Genomic DNA, 17,556 nt, shown 5'->3' with positions numbered 1-17,556 from the left:
GTAGTAATAGATTTAGGTTTTTAGTTATTAGGTTTAAGGTAACGATTGTTTAACAGGTAGCTATGAAGGATCGTGAGACTCTTCATTACTTTAGAATTTTTTCAAGTTAAACATAGTGACAGTGGCACAGCTCGTTGAGAGTTGTGCCACTGTTTTTTTATGCCCTACTCTGCAGATGCAAAAAAAAACTGCAAGCGTCCGGTTTAAAACGCCTGCAGGTATATTCTGTTTAAAGCAAAGAGTCGTTATGCATAGCTGTGCATTCCGCCGAGGAAGTAGTTGACGCCGAAATAGGTCATTACGAGCGTGAGGAAAGCCAGCGTCATGAAGAGATGGAACGCCGTAGGGCGGCGCAACTGAGCCACCGAACGCGCATGCAGCGGTATGGCGTATATCATGAACGTGATGAGCGCCCACACCTCCTTAGGGTCCCATCCCCAATACTCGCCCCAAGAGACGTTTGCCCAAATGGCTCCGATGAAGATGCCGATGCCGAGCGCGGCAAGTGCGGGATAGAGAAACACGAGCGAGAGCTGCTGCAGCTGCACCATCTTAGGCTGCGCCGTGCGGTTGACGAGACGCAACAGAAGGGCGGTGAGCCCACTGATGAACGTGAACGAGAGCATGGCGAAACCCATCATTATTATAGACACATGCACGCTGAGCAGCGGCGAGTTGAGCACTGGCATCGTGTGCTTTATCTGCGGGTCCATCTGTCCGATGTGACTCACAAGCAGGAAGAAGCCCGACATAAGGAAGCCCAACGCCACGAGCAAGCGGAGGCGCACTCCGCAGACAAGCGCGAGCAGCTGCACGAGCCACGCCACGAAGAGCATAGTCTCGTAGCCGTTGGTCATGGGTAGCGTGCCACTGATAGTCCAGCGCAGATACTCGCAGTAGGTGAGCGCGCAGAACGACAGAAGCAGTACGGCGTAACTCACACCGAAGAACGTGAGATGCAGCCTTTTGCTGCACTCTTTCCGCACGGGTTCGGCGTCCGTGCCGCCATTGTTCGCGCCGTTGTCCTCACGACACATTCTTATTATAGCATAAAGGAAAGAGATTATGCCCATCGCCAGACACAGCATGAAGAGTATTGTGGCGAAAGGTATGCGATTGTATATGCGCTCGGCTGCGACACGTCGGTCGGAAGGCATCGACGCTCCCCCATTCTTCTGCTGATACTTCAGCATCTTGCCCACTACGGCGTCCATCTGCGTGTAGTCGGACGTGAGGGCGCAGTCGCCGAGCAGCAGACATATCGAGCGCACGAACTGCTGGTGTTCTCTGTCCATCGCATTGGGCAGGTCGTCTGTAGGCGCAAACCATGTTGTTTTGCCTTTATTTGTATAAGGAAAGAGTTTAAGGAGCGAGCCACTACGCAGCTCCATTATCAGTTGTATCTTATTGTCTATGGCAGCCACCTGCGAATGGAACGCATCGTGGTTGCCGCCATAGTATTCCTGCACGTACGGACCGAGCGTATAGCCGCCCATCGCGCTGTTGAAGAACTGGCTTATGGGCACGTATTCGGGCAGCTGCAGACGGTCGCGCATCTCGGCACCTTTCAGTCGGAGCATCGGCTCCTGCATCCAGTCGTCGGCGTAGAACATCCAGCCCGTGAGCACCTGCTCGGGCGTGTAGCCGTTGTACGACGCCGCGCCGTATAGGTTCTTGGTGAAGTCGATGGCGAGGGTCTGTAGCGGACAGATGCGACTGTTGTGCAGCACCATCAGACGTCCGAAGCGGTCGGCGCTTTCCTTAGGCAGAACATGTGCCTGAGCCGAGCCTGCACCGAGCGCGAAAAGCAGCGCCATCATCATCAGTCCTTTCTTCAGATGTGAGAGGCGCAAGAGTTTGCGGTAGGCTCCGTGTGGGTCGAAGAGCATGTATACGAGCGAGATGAACAGCAGAGCGTAGCCCGTGTAGGTAAGTGGTATGCCAATGGGGTCAGAGTTGAAGGAGACGGATGCGCCGAGCATGTCATTGTCGTACGACGACTGGTAGAAACGCATCGCTCCGTATCTGAAGATGCGGTTCATCGACACCTTGCCGCTGTATTGCTTGCCGTGGTCGATGATGGTGAACTGCGACACGTAGTCTTCTGCCGCGTCGGTGCCTTCATGATATTGCACATCGAAGCGATCGAGGCGCATCTGGAACGGCATCTGCGCGTCGTGCGGCTGGTTGTGACGGTCGTACATCACGCAGGTACTGATGTATGCGCCCTGACGCAGATGAACCGTGCCGCGCTCCGAACTGACGTGTGTCACGAAAGCGCCCGCAAGTATCACCACGAACGAGAGGTGGAGCGCTATGCCCGACCACGACTTGCAGCGGTGGCGCAGAAAATAGATGATGCCAGCAGCCGTGAGCACAGCCCAAAGCAGCGAGAACCACCATGCGCCATACACATTGGAGCGCACAAAGTCGGTTCCGCTGTACTTCTCCACTACTGTAGCGGCTGCCATGCAGACTATCACCAAAACATACAACGCGAAAAGCGTCTTCTTTAAAGGGTTTTGCATAATTCGGTTTGCTTATATATGATTATTCTCCCACACACTTCGCAGGAAGCCGTGGGAGAATAAAGTATTAAATAGAACGAAGGAACATGACCACTGCGTCGCGGTCTGCCTTGGATAGATTGTAGAACTTGAGCGCCGAATTGTAGGCGTGCGAGTTCTTCGAGTAAGCATGCCACATGATAGCCTCTACCTCGTTGCGTGCGCGGCAGTCGTGCAGACGTTCTACGCCGCTACCGTTGGTTGCAGCAAGTCCGCGTCCCCACAACGGCGTTGTGCGACACCATGATCCGTGTATGTCGTTCACCATGTAGAGCTTGTGCTGCATCATATCGCTGTACGGATAGATGGTCTGGTTGGCGTAGCGCGGCAACTTCTTGCCTGCAATCATATTCGGTGTCCAGTAGTTGTCCGAGCCGGTCTTCCACGACGGGCGGTGACAGTTGGCGCAACCTATCTCCATGAACACCTTCTTGCCCTGCTGCACACGCGAATCGTTGAGGTTGCGGGCGCGCGGAATGGCAAGTCCGCGATGCCATACCATGAACTCGTAGAAGTGGTCGGCAGACATTTCCGGCTCAAAGTTGTGCCACTCGTTGCTGAACTGGTTGGTGCCGGGCTTCAAGAGTCCGTTCACACGCTTGCTTATCTCGTCGTCGGTCGATGCCCAGAACGGTGATGTCGGGTCGTTCTTTATCTTCTCTATCACTTCCTTGTCTTCAGCCATTGCTGCAGCCCAAGCGTTTGTGGTGTAGAGTTTCGGACGGTCGGGACGTGTCACGTTCGTGATGTTCCAGATGGCGTTGGCACCAGGTCCGTCCTGCAGCGTGGCACGTGTCAGAGCGTAGGTGAAGCGCTTCACCATCGGCTTGCCGTTGCCGCCGTCGGCGTATACACCGGTGTTCTCGGTGCCGGGATACCATGCGCCGGCAGCGAAGTTGTCGGCAGAAGCGTCCCAGAAGTTCGGGTTAACGTACTCCGAAACGTTAGCCACCTTTGCTACGTTCTTGTAGTAGTTGGCTGTAGAGGCATACTGCGCCTTTATGTCCTCTTCAGTGATGGCATCGAGCAGACCCGTACCCATCACGCCGATTGTAGACTCTACGCGGACAGCCACTGCCTTGTTGCCCGTGTCGTAAGGATTAGGGTTGGTGCGGAACGCCGAGCGCGGTATTGTCACCTCAGGATAGATAAGGTCGTAAGCCTCGCCGTCAGGGAACTTCATAGGCAGACCGCTTTCCATAGCCGTCACGTGATGCCACTGCATTTTGATCTGGCTCTCGTCGATAGGTGCCTTGAAGGGTTCTGTAGCTTGTGTCTGTGGCATACCCGTCACTTCAGCTACGTAGCCACCGTCGTTGCTGTTGGCTCCGTCTACGGGGTGATAAACAGCGAGCAAATAGCCGTTGCCATTGCCGTAGGACGTAGTGTACGAGTCCATGCGGCGGCCATGTCCGTAGTTGGGGTGGCAGTCGAGACACGAGCGGCGCACGGAAGCCGGACCAAGTCCCTTGAAGCCAGAGTTGGCTGACGTGAACTGACGCTCAAAGAACTTCTCGCCGGCGTTGAAATCGTCGATAAGTCCCTGTGCGGTTACGGCAGGTGATTCGTCTTCGTAGCATCCTGAAGCCACGTTATCGGTTGTTCCGAGTTCGCCGCCAGGATACCACTCCTCTTTAGAGAAGTTGCCGACTGCCTCGCCTACATACTTGCCGTCCGACTCCATTGGCTTGAAGTCATCACCCGACGGATCGCTGTTCTCGTCAGTACACGAGAACAGCGATAGAGAGAGGGCCATTGCTAATGAGCCCATGAGATAGATTCGTTTCATTGCTGTATAATTTTAAAAAGCCTTGGTTTTGTATTTCTAAACTGCCGAACAAGGCAGGGCGCTTAAAGCGCCTCCTGCTTGTTCACCCAGTCGCCAGCCTTGTTCAGCTCTTCGTCGAGAGCCGAAACAGCGTCGATGCAGTCCTTTACGTGCTGAGCTCCAGGAGCCTCAACAAACGACTTGCCGCTGTTCTTGGCTGTCTCAAGTGCCTGGATGGCATTGTTCAGAGCCGCTGTCAAGTCGTTCAGACCTGAGTAGTTCATAGCCTTGAGCAGGTTCAGGAGCGAGTGCTCTGCCGGAGAAGTAGCGTTCACGTCGCGTGTGCCGTAAAGCGTATTCTTTATAGAGTAGATGTTATCCTGATAGTCGATGAACGAACGGTGGCTGTAAGGCGACTCGATATAGTCGCGAGAGTCTTCTGCTGAGCCCGAACCGGTGGCTGTGCGGTAAGCCTGACCGAGCTTCTGGTCGGCAACCTCTGCGCAGATGTTAGAGCAACCGCCTACGAAAATCTGGCGAACAGTGCCCTGCCATGAGTTGTAGCCCGTTGTTACAGACGGCGAAAGCAGGAACTGACCGTAGCACATTGTGCCGTTGGCTGCCAGTCCGTTGTAGCGGAGTGAAGAGAACACGTAGCTTGCGTTGCTGAGCACGCTCTTTGTCTCATTGCTTGCTGCGCTGCCCATCCATGTGAACTCGAGAAGTGCGGTGATGTTGCGCACGTCGGCTGCTACAGCCTGGAGGAATGCGAGCTCGTCGATGCCCTTTACTGATGTCATGCCTTCTTCTGTCTCGTTAGCCTTGAGTGCGTCTACTGTGCGGTTCTTGCCGTCACGGAAAAGAACAAACTCCATGCCGTGGAAACCGAGTACAGACTGGAACTTGCTGTTGTTCTCTGATACGAACTTAGCTGGGTCGCTGCCCTTGAAGCCTGCTACAAGTGTAGGGTTCTTGAGGGCGTTCACAAGTTCGTCGTGGTCGAGAGGCCATGAGTCGATGTGCGGATCGAGCTCGTTGTCTGAAGCCGAACCATAGAGGAAAGCCTCGCTGCGCTCCCACTCGCGACGTGTGTCCTTGAAGGCTTCGCAAGCGGCGTCAATCTGAGCCTGTGTCATGGTGCCTGCCTCTGCTGCGGTGTAGAGAGCGGCTGTTGTTGTGTAGAGTGTGCGTGCGTTTGCGGCAAGTGCCTGATATGTGGGATAAACAACCTGGTTTACGTAAACCTTTGCTACCTTCTGCATCTCCTTGTCTGAAGAGCTTACGTTTACTGTAGCCTGACCAACCTCAGGAAGTTCGAACTCCACATCGTTGTTGTTGTCGTCACATGCTGTGAAGCCGAACGAAACGACTCCGACGAGGAACGCCATTACTAACTGCTTAAACTTTTTCATTGTGTCTTTGATGTTTTTTTATTATTACTATAGGAACTTTGTCTTTTTACTTTTAAAGGAATTGTCCTTGATAAGCCACGCCTATGTTCAGAGCCGGCTCGTCGTTATACTGCTGCTTGAACTTGCGATAGCTATATTCTGCCTTCACGCAGATTTGCGGCAACGGATAGTAGTTGACGCCGCCGGAGAAGATCTTCTTGCTTGTATACTCCTTCGATCCGCCGAGGCACGAGTTGTAGTATTCGAAATGGCCGAACACGTACATCTTCTGACGGGCTGCGCGCAACTTCTCAATCTGCGAGAAGACATCGTAGCCTACTTCGACGCTTGTGGCGATGGCGTGCGAACCGAACACCTGATTAGACTGGTATGGCTTCACGTACTGTGTGTTCGGCTTGCGCATAGCGCTAATCTCCTTCGCGTTGCTCACGTAGCCGTAGTCGGCGCTTCCGCGTGCCACCCAGTTGTGCGCGTTGTATGTGAAGTCGAACGCGCCGAGATAGATGTTACCCTTGATGCGCTTGTTGTTGCCCGTCTCCATGTCGTGCGGAACGGCGTTGTGCATCGACTGACCGAAGTAGCCGCTCAAGCCCAATCGCAAGCCGGGCACGGTATAGTTGTCCACACGCGCCACAAAGCCGTACTTGTTAGCCACCTCGAACTCGAAGGGCTTCGTTGTGCCGGGCTTAATCCAGTTGTCGCGCGAGAACTGCCATGCGTCGAGACCTGCAATCATCTGCAACTCGTAACGGAAGTCGCCGGCATGTCCCCAGAACGAAACGCCAGTCTGATGCCATGTGCAGGGAAGAATGGTGTTCTCGCCTTCGGGACGATAGACGGTGAAGAAATTGAGCGGCTCGTGGTAGGCGTTGGTCAGACCTACGGGCACGACAATATGGCCGGCACGTATGTTGGCGAAACGTCCGAACGACTTCTGAATCCAGAACTGCTCGAGCTCTACTTCGCCACCGCGCTCCTGCTCCTGCTCAAACTCAATAGATTCCTCTGCTTCATATTCTATAGCCGAACCGGTGCCGCCGTGCTCGAACTCAATCTCTGTGCCTAACGTCCAGCCATTGCCAAAGTCGTAGCCGAGGTAGATAACTGCATGCGGAATGTCGAAACGTCCGTGACTGGGGTCGTTCTTGTGCAGCTTAGCCGAACTGTATCTGTTGCCACTGTCGCTGTAGAAGTTGCGGCTGTAAGCCACTTCGCCGTATCCGCCGACGCTGAGTCGTGAACCTCGGGCATGCTGCATCACACTGTCTGCAGCCACTGTCTGCGCATTTGACGCAAGCGGACTGCATACTGCCACCGCTGCACACGCCATAGAAATGATTGTAGATTTCTTCATCTTTGTCATAATTTTACGAGTGCAAAGGTAGCTTGAAGAAAAAAAGCAGGCAATACTTAAAAATTGGTAAACGAAACGGACGCACGCCAATACCTACTTTTAGTGATTAAACCGCGGATATACATTATATAATATAGTATGAAGGCCAATACGTGGGTAGTTAATACCTAATCTATGCTATAATATCCAAGTAAAAATAAGTAGATAAATGTCAAAAAACGCCATATAAACACAAAAATAGGTAATGAAAATAAAAAAAAGCCGTATCTTTGCAGCACAAATGCAGAACAACAAAATATTTAGTATAGGAATACTCACTTTTGTAGCGCTCATCGGCAGCAACAACTGCACGATGGCACAGGAAATGGACGTGCAAAAGGCGCGTCCGACATTCGGTTTAGAGTATACTGGTGAGGTGCAGACCGACTTCAAGAGACTGAAATCGGTGAATCTGCTTGAGTTGGGCGCGCAATTGCCGCTCACGAGCAAGCTATCCGTTGAGTTGGGGTCGATAAGTGTGCTCACAACTGACGAGGACATACTCACCAACTGCCTGCAGAACTTCTCGAGCATCGACGCTCCGAACATACCTTTTGCGCTCACAACGGCGGGCTTGGCGTGGCAGATAAACGAGCGTCATCACGTGTTTGCAGGCATCCATCGCATAGACGATAACTATTTCTGCAGCGACATGCTCGGCTTGTTCACGCACAGTTCGTGCGGAGCTTTCCCCACCATCACCGCCAACTACGACATCGCCGCATATCCCGTATCTGCGCTCGGCATTCACTATGGTTATACGAAGGATGCTTTCAGCCTGGAGACGTCGCTCTACAACGGCGTCGGCTACAAAGACTTCAGCAAGAGAGACAATGTGTTCCGCATCTGCCCCGAAAGCGACGGCGTGTTTCTCATGGCGCAGGGCGAATACGACAAGAACGCGACGCGTGCATACGTAGGCGGCAGCGTGCTCTACAGCGACTTGCACGCTACGGTTCCGAAGCGTATGCGCCCCGTTGTCTGGGCTTATGCCGAGCAGGATCTGACGGAACGTTTCTCCGTGCTTGCCGGATATTCGCACGCCTTCGGCAACGACATCGCTTGCCACGACTTCTATCTCGTCTGCGGCAAGTATGCGTACAAGAAGGCTGAGTTCGGCGTGTTCTCTTCCTACACGCGTATCGACGAAAAGGACGAATGGGCGACTGAGCTCACCTGCAACATTCAGTTCAACAAGATATTCTCGCTGCAACCGGCGCTGCATTTTGCCAACACCGACGGCAAGAACAAGTGCGTAGGATTGGTAAGATTGGGAGTGAAGATTTAAGAGTAAAAAAGTAAAAGAGTAAAAAAGTAAAACGGACTTTCATAAATAAAAAGGTAAAGAAGTAAACGATTAAAAGCATAAGCTGCTGTGTTTAATCTTTTACTTCTTTACCTTTTTTATATATAGGGTAAGACAAAAGCAAGTTAAACTGCGAACAAAAGCAAGTTAAACTGCGTACATCGGTTGTTACCGCGAACTGGTAACGATATTACCTTTACGCGGTAACAATGTAACCGAAGTGCGGTAACAAGATTTTTGCTACGCGGTAATTATGCATTTGTTGTGCAGTAATTATGCATTTGTTGCGCAGTTGACAACTTGAAACCTTTCTAATACTCGTCAACGGCAAGAGTCTTTCTGTACTCTTTCTAATACTCGTCAACGGCGAGAGTCTTTCTGTACTTGTTCAGCTCGCGCTGCAATTGCTTCGTAATCTTTTCCGTACCCGGTTTGCCGAAGATGTTGTTCTGCTCGTGCGGGTCTGCCTGCAAGTCGTAGAGCTCGCAGTAGTCTACAGCCTCGTCCTTCGGTTCGAAGTAGCCGATTGACTCCAATCCCTTAAGCGTAGCATACTCGCGTGTGCCCGGCACGTTCTGATACTTGTTCTCAGGCACAGCGTCGAGTCCGCCCTTGCCGTAGAAATGGATGAGCTTGTAGCGGTCGGTACGCACGCCGTCGTGCTTGCGCACCATGTGGTATGTCGGATAGTCGTAGTAGTGGTAGTAGATGCTCTGGCGCCAGTTCTTCACGTTGTCGCCGTTGTCGAGTACCGGCATGAGCGAACGTCCCGGCATGTCCTTCGGCTGCTGAACACCGGCGAGAGCGAGGAACGTCGGAGCATAGTCGATGTTCTGCACAAGGCGGTTGCATACAGAGCCGGGCTTGGTGTGACCCGGATAGCTCACGATGAGCGGTGTGCGCAGCGACTCCTCGTACATGAAGCGCTTGTCGAACCAGCCGTGCTCGCCCATATAGAAGCCCTGGTCGGAGGTGTAGACGATCATTGTGTTGTCGGTGAGTCCGTTCTTGTCGAGATAGTCGAGCACACGGCCCACGCTCTCGTCAACGCTTGCTATCACAGACATATAGTCGCGGATGTAAACCTGATACTTCCAGTTGTCGAGGTCTTTGCCCTTGAGCTGTGCCTCGAGCAGCCGACGGTTGCGCGGGAAGTAGTAGCGTCCCCAAGCCGAGCGCTGTTCGGGAGTCATGCGGTTGATTTCGCCCATGAGAGCGTTGTACGAATCCTGACTGTCGGGGTTGTTGAGGTCGAGCATTTCGGGCACTTTGAAGTCCTGCTCCCAACGCATGTCGCGCGTAACCGACATCTTCTGCGTGCGAGCGGCAGAGCCGCGCGTAGCATAGTCGTCGTAGAAGTTCTCTGGCATCGGGAACTCCACGTCGTCGTACATGCCGAGATACTTCAGATTTGCCTGCCAGTTGCGGTGCGGCGCCTTATGGTGAAGGAGCAGGCAGAACGGTTTCGACGGGTCGCGGTGCTCGATGAAGTCGAGAGCATGGTCGGTGGTGAGGTCTGTAGAGTAGCCCTCCTCCACGACGAACTCGTTGTTGGTGTCGGTGCCACGATACTGCGGATTCCAGTACTGTCCCTGGTCGTTATACACATGATAATAGTCGAAGCCCTTAGGGTCGCAACCCATGTGCCACTTGCCCACAACGGCTGTCTGATAGCCAGCCTCCTGCAGCAGTTCGGTGAAGAACGTGCGCGTGGTGTCGATGCCCTCGCCCAGCTGGCGCTGTCCGTTCTGATGGCTGTACTGACCGGTCATAAGGCAGGCGCGCGACGGCGTAGAGAGCGAGTTCTCGACGAAGGCGCGGTCGAAGCGCATGCCACGCTCAGCGAGTCGGTCGATATTCGGAGTTGGTGCGAGTTTGGAGAGTGCGCTGCCGTATGCGCTGATGCACTGGTAGGCATGGTCGTCGCACATGATGTAAACAATGTTTGGATGCTGCTGAGCCTTCTGCTGCTGAGCATAAGCTGCCGTTACGCAGGAGAGGGCTGCAAGAGAAATAATTGATTTGCTATTCATTGTTTTTATTTAAGTAGGTTGTTTTTAAAATTTAAGTAGATTGTTATTTTTGAGGAGCTAAGCCTCCTCAAAGAGCGCATTAAGCCTAACTAAGCCTCTTTAAGCCTTCTAAGCCTCTTTAACCTTCTAAGCCTAAAGATAACTCAACACAGAACAATTAATAATTAATAATTAATAATTAATAATTCATAAGGTATTCAGCGAAGATGCGCGCTGCGCTCTCCACCTTCGCTGCACACGGGCGTGTCTTGTAGTATTCTGCTGTGCGAGGCGAAGCGACATAGCTTGAGTGCGCCTTCTCGTAGCCTTTCAGTCCGAGCAGTTCGGCGCAGATAAGCGATCCGTTCTGCGCTTTCGACTTGTTGAGCAGTTCCTGCACCACCTTATAACACATCGACTTGCCCTTGCGATCGTCGCCGTCAGTCTGTCCGCAGTCCAATCCGGTGAGGATAACGATGCCCGAAACGGCACCGCACATCATGCGCATACGCCCTACTCCACCGCCGAAACCCGCAGCAATGCGCTTAGCCATGCTGTCGTCGAGGTTGTACAAGTCGGCGAAGGCAGCCACAACCGACTGACAGCAGCCGTAGCCCTGCATGAAGTTGTCTACCGCACGCTGCACACGTGCCTCAAGTTCGGGAGAAAGTGGGAGTTTGTCTGTTGATTTGTCCATATAGCTTAGGTTTTTAATATATATATAGGAGAAGGATGTGTCAAAGTTTCAAAGACACAACCTTCTCCTACTTGATTACTTTAAAGGTTCAACGTGAATGTTTATGTGCGTGCGCTCGCCGAAATGGTTGCGCAGCTTGCGCTCAATGTTCGTAGCATGTGCGTGCGACTCGTTGAGCGATATCTCACCAGGCATACGCAAGTGCATCTCAATCGCGATGCGATTGCCAATGCGGCGCGTACAGAGATGGTGCATGCCGCTGACCTCAGGCTCACTGTGCACAATCTCTTCTATCTGACGCTCCTCTTCGTCGGGCAGACTCTTCTCGAGCAGTTCGTTGAGCGCTCCGCTCACGAGCATTGCTGCCGTACGGATGATGAAGAAGCTCACCACAACGGCGGCTATCGGGTCGAGCACAGCCCATTCCTTTCCGAGGAAGATGGCTCCGCCGATGCCTACAGCCGTGCCTATTGATGAGAGAGCGTCGCTGCGATGGTGCCAAGCGTTGGCAACTACAGCCTGCGACTGCACCTCCTTGCCTACTTTCGCCGTGAAGCGGTAGGTCCACTCCTTCATAACGATACTGAAGAGTGCTGCCCACAGCGCCACGATGCCTGGTTGCTCTATAGGAGAGCCCTTGAAAGCAGCCCACGTGCGGTAGGCTCCGCTGTACAATATGTAAAGTCCGACACAGAGCAATGCTACACCAATCATGGACGTGGCAAGCGTTTCGTATTTGCCATGACCATAGTCGTGGTCCTTGTCCTCGGGCTTGGAACTTATCTTCACGAACAACAGCACTACGATGTCTGTCATGAAGTCGGACAAGGAGTGCACGGCATCGGCTATCATCGCAGCCGAGCCGCCTAAGATGCCTGCCATGAACTTGAACACCAACAGCACAATGTTGACCACGCTGCCCATGAGCGTGACAAAGTAGATGCGGTGCTCTCTGTCTTTTGTTTCCATAATATGTAAGAACTCTATTTGTTTAGGACTCTACTATCAGAATCCTATAGACTTAGAACTCGCTTGTGAAGTGGAACTTGATGTGCTTGAAGTCTTGCTGTGCCATCGAAAGCACGTAGCCAGAGTCGGCGAGGAACACATCGCGACCGTCGCGGTCCTTTGCCATATACTGATACTTGCGCTTCTTGAACTGGTCGAGTTCTTCGGCGTCGTCGCTCTCTATCCAGCAAGCCTTGTGCAGGTGTACCGGCTCCCAACGACACTTAGCGTTGTACTCGTTCTCAAGACGATACTGGATAACCTCAAACTGAAGCTGACCCACGGTGCCGATAATCTTGCGACCGTTGAACTGGTTGACGAACAACTGCGCCACACCTTCGTCCATAAGCTGGTTGATGCCCTTCTCAAGCTGCTTTGCCTTCATCGGGTCGTCGTTCTCGATGTACTTGAACATCTCAGGTGAGAACGATGGCAGTCCGCGGAAGTGGAGCTTCTCGCCGTCGGTGAGCGTGTCGCCAATCTTGAAGATGCCGTTATCGGGCAGACCTACGATGTCGCCCGGCCAAGCCTCGTCGATGGTGCTCTTGCGCTGAGCCATGAACTGTGTTGGCGAAGAGAAGCGCAGAGTCTTGTTCTGACGTACATGCAGATAGGGCTTGTTGCGCTCGAACTTGCCGCTGCACACCTTGCAGAAGGCGATACATGAGCGGTGATTGGGGTCGATGTTGGCTGTAATCTTGAAGATGAAGCCCGTGAATTTCGGCTCTTCAGGGTCTACCATGCGCTCCTCGGCCTTTGTGGGGCGTGGCGACGGAGCTATCTTGATGAAGCAGTTGAGCAGCTCCTGCACACCGAAGTTGTTGAGAGCCGAACCGAAGAAGACCGGTGCCACCTCAGCCGAGCGGTATGTCTCTACGTTGAATTCCGGGTATACGCCGTCGATGAGTTCGAGGTCGTCGCGCAACTGCTGCGCATCCTGCTCGCCGATCTGTGCATCAAGCTCTGACGAGTTGACGTCTACCTCTACTTTCTCCGTCACACGCTGCTTGTCGGGCTTGAAGAGGTCGAGTTTATGCTCGAAGATGTTGTACACACCCTTGAACTTGGCACCGATATTGATAGGCCAAGAGAGCGGGCGCACGCTGATCTGCAACTCCTCCTCCAACTCGTCGAGCAAGTCGAACGGGTCGCGGCCCTCGCGGTCCATCTTGTTGATGAAAATGATAACCGGAGTATTGCGCATACGGCACACTTCCATGAGCTTACGTGTCTGTGTCTCCACACCTTTTGCTCCGTCGACAACGATGATGGCTGAGTCGACGGCTGTAAGCGTGCGGTAGGTGTCCTCACAGAAGTCCTGGTGACCCGGTGTGTCGAGAATGTTCACCTTGTAGCCTTCGTAGTCGAACTCCATAACTGATGTTGACACCGAGATACCGCGCTGCTTCTCAATCTCCATCCAGTCGGACGTAGCGCTCTTGCGTATCTTGTTGTTCTTTACTGCACCTGCCACCTGAATCTGTCCACCGAAGAGAAGGAACTTCTCGGTGAGCGTAGTCTTACCGGCGTCAGGGTGTGATATGATGGCGAAAGTTCGCCTGCGTTCTATTTCTTGATTCATACTTTTCTTTAATGGCGTTTAAGCCGAACTAAGCCTTCTTAGGCCTCTTTAAGCCGAGGAACAGACTTTTTACTCTTTTACTTTTTTACCTTTTTACTTTTACCTCTGCCTCTACATCTCGTCGTCGTCAAACTTGAGGCCTTCGGTCTTGTCCTTGATGTGATAGTCGCTGAGCATGCCGAGGAAGGTAGAAATCTCCTTGATGGCATGTTCGGTATCTGGACTGATCGTCTTGTGCTGCAGGCGCAGCATCATTGTGCCGTAGAGCGCGTTGAGACAAGTCTCCACCTCGTTCACGTCCTTGTCGCCCTTGTTGCGCAGCTCGACAATAAAGGGCAGCACACGATAATACTCGGCGTTGTAGAACGGGAAGCGAGAACTCTGCAACAGCTGGTTGTGCAGGTCGTTCATGTCCTTCACTACAATCTGGTTGATGGCGAGATGTCCGCCGTCGCGCTTGCCTTCCGAGTTCATCATAGTGATGAGGGCGCCGTACCAGTCGACCATCTCCTCGCGCTGCTCGTCGCTGTACTCGGTGAAACGCGATATATACTCGTTCTTGATGCGCGAGAGCTGGCAGCCATAGGCGCGGATGATGTCCTCCACCTGCCACATATAGAGCACGAACTCCGCCGTGCTCTTCTTTCTTAATTCCTGAGAAATAAACATAATTATCTTTTTCAATAGGCCATTCTAAGCCTCTTTAACCTTACTAAGCCTCTTTAACCTTACTAAGCCTCTTTAACCTTACTAAGCCTCCTTAACCTTACTAAGCCTCTTTAGGCCTTACTAAGCCCTCCCCGACGGGGAGGGTTGGGAGGGGCTCCCTTTTTACTTTTAATACGGCAGCGTGTAGAGGTTGAACACCGTACCAAGGAGCATTATCAGCGAGAAGATGACCACTATGCAGCCCACCACACGATTGATGATGAGGATGCCGCTTTGGTCGAACTTGCCGCGCACCTTGTCTACGAGCCACGACAGACCGAACCACCACAGCATGGCGCCAAGCACAATGCTCGCATAGCCTATCGACATCTCCAGCGGACGCTTCGGCACCACAAAGGCAAACTGAGCGAAGAGGAAGATGAAGAGGAAGATGATGAGCGGATTGGAGAGCGTGACGAGGAACGCTGTGATGCCGTTGTGCATAAGCGTGCCTTTCTGCGGCTTGGCGCTCTTGTGGATATTCTTCGTTGGGTTCGAACGATAGCAGTAGATGCCAAAAATCAAAAGTACGATACTACCACTTATCTGAAGCAGAAAGCGCGTGCGCTCGTTGCTCACAAAGTCCATAACGAAACTCATACCGACACCTGTGAACAGCGCATATATAAAGTCGCTGACACACGCACCGATACCCGTGACAAAACCATACCAGCGACCTTTATTCAGAGTTCGTTGTATGCAAAGCACCCCCACCGGCCCCATCGGAGCCGATGCCATGATGCCAATCAGTATTCCATGGAATACAAAGTCTAAAATATTTAATTGAATTGGAAACTGCATAACAACTGCAAAATTGCGAATTTTATGCGATATAGGCAAATTTTAGTGTTAAAACTTTGTCCGATTAAGACATTTTTAATACCTTTGCCCATAGACAAGTGGAACTTGTCTTACCAACATTACTATTAATTTACTAAATAAAGCAAAGAAATGACAGAAGATTTATTGAAACCGTATGTAATCGGTTTGGACCTCGGAGGCACAAACTCTGTGTTTGGTATCGTTGACAGCCGTGGTGAAATTAAGGCTACCACAGCTATCAAGACTCAGGGATATGGCAACAACGTTCAGGCTTACGTAGACGCAGCTGTAGACGCTCTGCAGATCATCATCGACCAGGTAGGCGGCATCGGCAAGATCAAGGCTATGGGTATCGGCGCTCCTAACGGCAACTACTACAATGGCACCATCGAGTTCGCTCCGAACCTCGAGTGGGGACGCGACGGCATAGTGCCTTTGGCTAAGCTCTTCAGCGACAAGCTCGGCATCCCCGTAGCGCTCACCAACGACGCTAACGCTGCAGCCATCGGCGAGATGACTTACGGCGTAGCCCGCGGCATGAAGAACTTCATCGTCATCACTCTCGGCACAGGCGTTGGCTCTGGCATCGTAGTGAACGGACAGCTCGTTTACGGCTGCGACGGTTTCGCTGGCGAGCTCGGCCACGTTATCGTGAAGGAGAACGGACGCGTCTGCGGATGCGGACGCAAGGGCTGCCTCGAGACCTACTGCTCGGCTACCGGCGTAGCACGCTCAGCACGCGAGTTCCTCGCTAACAGCGACGAGCCTTCATTGCTCCGCGAGCTCGACCCTGAAAAGATCACTTCTTACGACGTGTCTATGGCTGCAGCCAAGGGCGACAAGATTGCTCACGAGATCTACGAGTTCACTGGCCGTCTGCTCGGCGAGTCGTGCGCTAACTTCGCAGCATTCTCTTCACCCGAGGCATTCATCTTCTTCGGCGGTCTGACAAAGGCAGGCGCTCTGCTCATGGACCCGATTAAGAAGGCATACGACGACTACGTGCTCAACATCTACAAGGGCAAGGCTAAGTTCCTCGTAAGCTCACTCGAAGGCTCATCGGCTGCTGTGCTCGGCGCATCTGCTGTAGGCTGGGACATCCAGGACTAATACATCAGCCGGCGGCGAGGCTCTATGCGCCCCATCGCTTGCTTGAACCGAAAAGATGCACCACACGGTGCTACAGAACAGAACCCTATAAAGGTTGCTGTGCAACACAAGCACACCGCCTTTATAGGGCTTTTTTATGTCAGGAAGGTAAAAACCGCCAACTTTTACGTTCTAAAATTTGGTGGTTTGAAGCATTCGCTATAAATTTGCAATTGTATAATTGTATAATTGTTTAACAAAAAATCCATCCAACTACCCAATATGTACGCAATCATCATCAACGCCGTAGCCATCATCATCGGCAGCTCCATCGGAGCCTTGTTCCAGCGAGGCATCAGCGAGAAATATGTCAACGTGCTAAACACCGCAATGGGCCTCTGCGCCATCACCTTAGGCATGAACGTCTCGATGGAGAGCATGCAGAAGACAGAGTATCCCGTGCTTTTCATCTTCTGTCTGTCTATCGGCGGACTCGTAGGCACTCTGCTGAAGATGGACCAGCGCATGGACCGCGCCACGCGCAGCATCTCTGCCACCAACCTCGCCGAAGGCATCACCACCGCCATTCTGCTCTGCTGCGTAGGCACACTCGCCATGATGGGCCCCGTAATGAGCGCGCTCTACGACGACAACACCTATCTCATGACTGCCGCCACGCTCAACTTCGTCACCGTTCTGGTGCTCGCCTCGTCGTACGGCTTCGGTATAGCGTTCACGGCCATCGCCGTGTTCGTCTGGATGTCGTCAATCTACGGCATAGCGCTGCTCTCGCAGTCGCTCATCTCGCACGAACTCATCACCGAAGTGTCGCTCGTCGGCGGCATTCTCATCACCGCTTCCGGCTTGGGCATTCTGCATATCAAGGACTGCAAGACCATCAATCTGCTGCCCGCCCTCTTCATGCCTATTCTGTTCTTCGCTCTGCGCGCCCTTTGCGCCCACTTCGGCATCAATTTCTAAACCACATAACGCATAATACGCGCAGCTTATACAACATAACGCATAGGCATAAAAAAACTGTGGCGCAACTCTCAACGAGCAGCGCCACAGTCACTATGTTTAACTTGAAAAAAATTCGTAATCAATGAAGATTCTCACGAGCCTTCATGGCTACCTTGTTAAACAATCGTTACCTTAAACCTAATAACTAAAAACCTAAATCTATTACTAC

At 52.5% G+C, this 17,556-nt stretch carries 13 protein-coding genes; 3 read left to right on the top strand and 10 right to left on the bottom strand.

All coding sequences use genetic code 11. The annotated features are described in order from the left end of the window. Positions 1-245: 245 nt before the first annotated feature. The 4 genes from KTQ90_RS10165 to KTQ90_RS10150 all read right to left on the bottom strand — a co-directional run bounded on the left by KTQ90_RS10165 (position 246) and on the right by KTQ90_RS10150 (position 7,101). A complete protein-coding gene (locus KTQ90_RS10165) occupies positions 246-2,528 on the bottom strand; it encodes a cytochrome c biogenesis protein CcsA (protein WP_217318324.1) in 2,283 nt (760 codons plus the stop codon). A 67-nt stretch (positions 2,529-2,595) separates the two neighbouring features. Further along, the gene (locus KTQ90_RS10160) at positions 2,596-4,356 is read right to left on the bottom strand and encodes a di-heme oxidoredictase family protein (RefSeq protein ID WP_217318323.1); all 1,761 of its coding nucleotides are present in this window, start codon (positions 4,354-4,356) and stop codon (positions 2,596-2,598) included. Between the two features lie 62 nt (positions 4,357-4,418). Then, positions 4,419-5,747: an imelysin family protein gene (locus KTQ90_RS10155; protein ID WP_217318322.1), complete on the bottom strand. Its 1,329-nt coding sequence runs from the start codon at positions 5,745-5,747 to the stop codon at positions 4,419-4,421. Between the two features lie 52 nt (positions 5,748-5,799). Continuing rightward, positions 5,800-7,101 (bottom strand): hypothetical protein, encoded by a 1,302-nt coding sequence (locus tag KTQ90_RS10150; protein ID WP_407936616.1) that lies wholly within the window; start codon positions 7,099-7,101, stop codon positions 5,800-5,802. Between the two features lie 244 nt (positions 7,102-7,345). On the opposite strand from KTQ90_RS10150, the gene KTQ90_RS10145 reads away from it, so the two are divergent. Continuing rightward, the gene (locus KTQ90_RS10145; RefSeq protein WP_217318321.1) at positions 7,346-8,428 is read left to right on the top strand and encodes a hypothetical protein; all 1,083 of its coding nucleotides are present in this window, start codon (positions 7,346-7,348) and stop codon (positions 8,426-8,428) included. 368 nt (positions 8,429-8,796) lie between these two features. On the opposite strand, the gene KTQ90_RS10140 is transcribed toward KTQ90_RS10145, so the two are convergent. The 6 genes from KTQ90_RS10140 to KTQ90_RS10115 form a co-directional block, all read right to left on the bottom strand. Further along, on the bottom strand, positions 8,797-10,479 hold the full coding sequence (locus tag KTQ90_RS10140; protein WP_217318320.1) for a sulfatase family protein: 1,683 nt from the start codon (positions 10,477-10,479) through the stop codon (positions 8,797-8,799). Between the two features lie 178 nt (positions 10,480-10,657). Beyond that, on the bottom strand, positions 10,658-11,155 hold the full coding sequence (locus KTQ90_RS10135; RefSeq protein ID WP_217318319.1) for a C-GCAxxG-C-C family protein: 498 nt from the start codon (positions 11,153-11,155) through the stop codon (positions 10,658-10,660). A 75-nt stretch (positions 11,156-11,230) separates the two neighbouring features. Continuing rightward, on the bottom strand, positions 11,231-12,124 hold the full coding sequence (locus tag KTQ90_RS10130; RefSeq protein WP_217318318.1) for a cation diffusion facilitator family transporter: 894 nt from the start codon (positions 12,122-12,124) through the stop codon (positions 11,231-11,233). A 52-nt stretch (positions 12,125-12,176) separates the two neighbouring features. Beyond that, positions 12,177-13,745, bottom strand: coding sequence for a peptide chain release factor 3 (locus KTQ90_RS10125; protein WP_217318317.1), 1,569 nt, complete (start codon positions 13,743-13,745; stop codon positions 12,177-12,179). A 111-nt stretch (positions 13,746-13,856) separates the two neighbouring features. After that, positions 13,857-14,414 (bottom strand): DUF4924 family protein, encoded by a 558-nt coding sequence (locus tag KTQ90_RS10120; RefSeq protein WP_022158642.1) that lies wholly within the window; start codon positions 14,412-14,414, stop codon positions 13,857-13,859. Positions 14,415-14,582: 168 nt separating this feature from the next. Next, positions 14,583-15,254 carry a LysE family translocator gene (locus KTQ90_RS10115; protein WP_217318316.1) on the bottom strand — a complete coding sequence of 224 codons (672 nt, stop codon included), beginning with the start codon at positions 15,252-15,254 and terminating at the stop codon, positions 14,583-14,585. 150 nt (positions 15,255-15,404) lie between these two features. Between KTQ90_RS10115 and KTQ90_RS10110 the strand changes: the two genes are divergently transcribed. Next, positions 15,405-16,385: an ROK family protein gene (locus KTQ90_RS10110; protein ID WP_217318315.1), complete on the top strand. Its 981-nt coding sequence runs from the start codon at positions 15,405-15,407 to the stop codon at positions 16,383-16,385. A gap of 261 nt (positions 16,386-16,646) precedes the next feature. After that, on the top strand, positions 16,647-17,345 hold the full coding sequence (locus KTQ90_RS10105; protein WP_217318314.1) for a DUF554 domain-containing protein: 699 nt from the start codon (positions 16,647-16,649) through the stop codon (positions 17,343-17,345). Positions 17,346-17,556 lie beyond the last annotated feature (211 nt).

The sequence above is a fragment of the Leyella stercorea genome, assembly GCF_019052365.1.
Taxonomy (GTDB): Bacteria; Bacteroidota; Bacteroidia; order Bacteroidales; family Bacteroidaceae; genus Prevotella.
The sequence above is the reverse complement of the archived record's forward strand: the minus strand, read 5'-3'. Positions and strand labels throughout refer to the sequence as shown.

Coding starts and splice junctions, on each gene's coding strand:
- KTQ90_RS10165 (WP_217318324.1), bottom strand. CDS start 2,528: ATGCAAAACCCTTTAAAGAAGACGCTTTTCGCGTTGTATGTTTTGGTG.
- KTQ90_RS10160 (WP_217318323.1), bottom strand. CDS start 4,356: ATGAAACGAATCTATCTCATGGGCTCATTAGCAATGGCCCTCTCTCTA.
- KTQ90_RS10155 (WP_217318322.1), bottom strand. CDS start 5,747: ATGAAAAAGTTTAAGCAGTTAGTAATGGCGTTCCTCGTCGGAGTCGTT.
- KTQ90_RS10150 (WP_407936616.1), bottom strand. CDS start 7,101: ATGAAGAAATCTACAATCATTTCTATGGCGTGTGCAGCGGTGGCAGTA.
- KTQ90_RS10145 (WP_217318321.1), top strand. CDS start 7,346: ATGAAAATAAAAAAAAGCCGTATCTTTGCAGCACAAATGCAGAACAAC.
- KTQ90_RS10140 (WP_217318320.1), bottom strand. CDS start 10,479: ATGAATAGCAAATCAATTATTTCTCTTGCAGCCCTCTCCTGCGTAACG.
- KTQ90_RS10135 (WP_217318319.1), bottom strand. CDS start 11,155: ATGGACAAATCAACAGACAAACTCCCACTTTCTCCCGAACTTGAGGCA.
- KTQ90_RS10130 (WP_217318318.1), bottom strand. CDS start 12,124: ATGGAAACAAAAGACAGAGAGCACCGCATCTACTTTGTCACGCTCATG.
- KTQ90_RS10125 (WP_217318317.1), bottom strand. CDS start 13,745: ATGAATCAAGAAATAGAACGCAGGCGAACTTTCGCCATCATATCACAC.
- KTQ90_RS10120 (WP_022158642.1), bottom strand. CDS start 14,414: ATGTTTATTTCTCAGGAATTAAGAAAGAAGAGCACGGCGGAGTTCGTG.
- KTQ90_RS10115 (WP_217318316.1), bottom strand. CDS start 15,254: ATGCAGTTTCCAATTCAATTAAATATTTTAGACTTTGTATTCCATGGA.
- KTQ90_RS10110 (WP_217318315.1), top strand. CDS start 15,405: ATGACAGAAGATTTATTGAAACCGTATGTAATCGGTTTGGACCTCGGA.
- KTQ90_RS10105 (WP_217318314.1), top strand. CDS start 16,647: ATGTACGCAATCATCATCAACGCCGTAGCCATCATCATCGGCAGCTCC.